At 63.2% G+C, this 2,234-nt stretch carries 2 protein-coding genes and 2 pseudogenes; 1 reads left to right on the forward strand and 3 read right to left on the reverse strand.

Annotated features, from left to right (window positions below):
- Positions 1-279: pseudogene (locus ENZ74_RS29760) on the reverse strand (serine protease); the annotation flags it as partial.
- A 206-nt stretch (positions 280-485) separates the two neighbouring features.
- Here ENZ74_RS29760 and ENZ74_RS29765 point away from each other — a divergent pair.
- A pseudogene (locus ENZ74_RS29765) lies at positions 486-704 on the forward strand (type II toxin-antitoxin system RelE/ParE family toxin); the annotation flags it as partial.
- Here the strand turns inward: ENZ74_RS29765 and ENZ74_RS29770 are convergent.
- Both ENZ74_RS29770 and ENZ74_RS29775 read right to left on the reverse strand, forming a co-directional pair.
- A complete protein-coding gene (locus ENZ74_RS29770) occupies positions 701-1,165 on the reverse strand; it encodes a cytochrome c-type biogenesis protein (RefSeq protein WP_013532633.1) in 465 nt (154 codons plus the stop codon). The pseudogene ENZ74_RS29765 and the gene ENZ74_RS29770 overlap by 4 nt on opposite strands.
- On the reverse strand, positions 1,162-2,234 hold a 1,073-nt coding region (locus tag ENZ74_RS29775), incomplete at its 5' end, for a cytochrome c-type biogenesis CcmF C-terminal domain-containing protein (protein ID WP_281059747.1). The genes ENZ74_RS29770 and ENZ74_RS29775, both read right to left, overlap by 4 nt.

The following is a 2,234-nucleotide window of genomic DNA, read 5'->3' on the forward strand; positions in this document are numbered from 1 at the left end:
GTTCATGCCATCCTGATCGTCGGACGGGTCCGAGCCGTCATCGGCGGCCGGGCTGATCTTGGCCTTGACCTTGACGCTGACAACAGCGGGAGAAACCCGCTCGACGACATCGGCGAAGCCCGGTACCTGCGGCGCCTCGACGCGCACGGCATCGGCCAGAACAGGGCTGGTTCCGCTGGTCAGCGCACCGACGCCGATCGCACCGGCCACGGCTACAGACGCGACGGCAGCCATGAGACGCTTGCGGGTGACGGAATATGAACGGGGGGCAATATTCATGGATCTCGTATCCTCTTTCCAAATGGACGCTGCTGATGGGCATCCTCAAGCAAGAGAATTAGAGTGGCGCACATTACAGCGCCATTTCCGACACATGAAACTTTGGTAATGTTTTGGGGTCGGGAGACGCACAAACCCGTTGGCCGCGATGCCCTATGCGCTATCTTGTACACAACTCAGCACAAGGCTTTCATAAATGACAGCAAGCACGCCTGGCGGATCGTATTCGTGAAATGGGCCGAGGCCTTGGTGATATGGCGACGGGCCGGCCAGGCCGGGTAACAGGCACATATGAGACGTTCATCGGCCGCCCGCCGTACATCATTGCTTATGAGTTGCGCCCGATCGCTGGCCGTCAGTGCGTCGTTATCCTGCGCGTCATTCACACGTCGCGGGACTGGCCCTCGGAGGAATGGCCGAGCTAATTGCCTAGTATCTTGTCCAGCGCCGCCTGTTCCTCAGTGGTCAGCGCATTGGTTGCCGTCGAGCGACGCGACCGCGCGGTCAGCACGATGAAAACGCCTCCCACCAGCAACAGCAGGACAGGCGTGCCCCACAGCAATGCATTGCGCAGGTCGAAACGCGGCTTGAGCAGCACGAACTCGCCATAGCGCGAAACCACGTAGTCCATGACCTGCTGGTCAGTGTCGCCGGCGACGAGGCGCTGACGCACGAGGACGCGCAGGTCGCGGGCAAGGTCGGCATCGGATTCGTCGATCGACTGGTTCTGGCAGACCATGCAGCGCAAGCCTTCCGAAAGCGCCCGAGCCCGCGCCTCAAGTGCAGGATCAGGCAGCATCTCGTCAGGCTTCACCGCCAAGGCCGTGCCGGCAAAAAACAGCGCCAGCAGCAGGATAATGGAGGTCAGCGAAAGCCGTGCGTTCATGGCAGGGTCGCGGATGGCACCACGCTCGCCTGCTTGCGCCGTCGCGACGGCGCGCCGACGCGCAGGCGCCGGTCCATCAGCGACATCGCCGCGCCCGCCATCATCATCAGGCCACCGCCCCAGATCAACGTCACCAGCGGCTTCCACCACAAACGCACGACGACCGAACCGTCTTTGCCCTCGTCGCCGAGCGAGATGTAGAGCTGCGAGAAACCGATCGTCCTGATGCCGGATTCCGTCGTCGTCATCTGCCGCACCGGATAAAACCGCTTGGCGGAGCTGATTTCGCCAACAGGGCTGCCGCTGACGCCGATCAGCTCGAAGCGGCCGCGATCCTCGCTGTAATTCGGTCCCTGGGCCGGATAAAGCCCGACGAAACGCAGCGTATGGCCGGACAGTTCGACGGTCTCGCCGGCATGCATCGACAGGATCTTCTCGGTGCCGAAGCAAAGTGTGCCGACGATGCCGAGCGTGGTCAGGCCGAGGCCGAGGTGAGCGAAGGCTGTGCCGAAGACCGAGCGCGGCAAGCCGAGCAAGCGCCGGACCATGATCCCCGTTGCGACGGTCCGAAAGCCGGATTTGACGGCGAGATCGGTGAGCGCGCCAAGGATCAGCCAGACGGCAAGGCCTACGCCCAGGGCTGCGAACACCGAGCCGCCGTCGATGAACAGAGCGGTGACCAGCGTCGCCAGCAGTGCCGCAGCAAAGGCCACCATCAGGCGCTGCGCGACGGCGAAGACATCGCCGCGCTTCCAGGCCAGCAACGGCCCGAACGGAACCACGAGCAGCAGCGGCACCATCAGCGGCCCGAAGGTGAGATTGAAGAACGGCGCGCCGACCGAGATCTTGTCGGCTGAAAAGGCTTCGACAGCGAGCGGATAGAGTGTGCCGACAAGCACGGTCGCCGTCGCCGTGGTCAGGAACAGATTGTTGAGGACGAGTGCCCCTTCTCGGGAAATCGGGTGGAACAGGCCGCCGGTCGTCAACCGGGAAGCGCGCAGCGCAAACAGCGCCAGCGAGCCGCCGATAAACAACGTCAGGATGCACAGGATAAACACGCCCCGGGTCC

The sequence above is a fragment of the Mesorhizobium sp. M7A.F.Ca.CA.002.15.2.1 genome, assembly GCF_003998715.1.
GTDB lineage: Bacteria > Pseudomonadota > Alphaproteobacteria > Rhizobiales > Rhizobiaceae > Mesorhizobium > Mesorhizobium ciceri.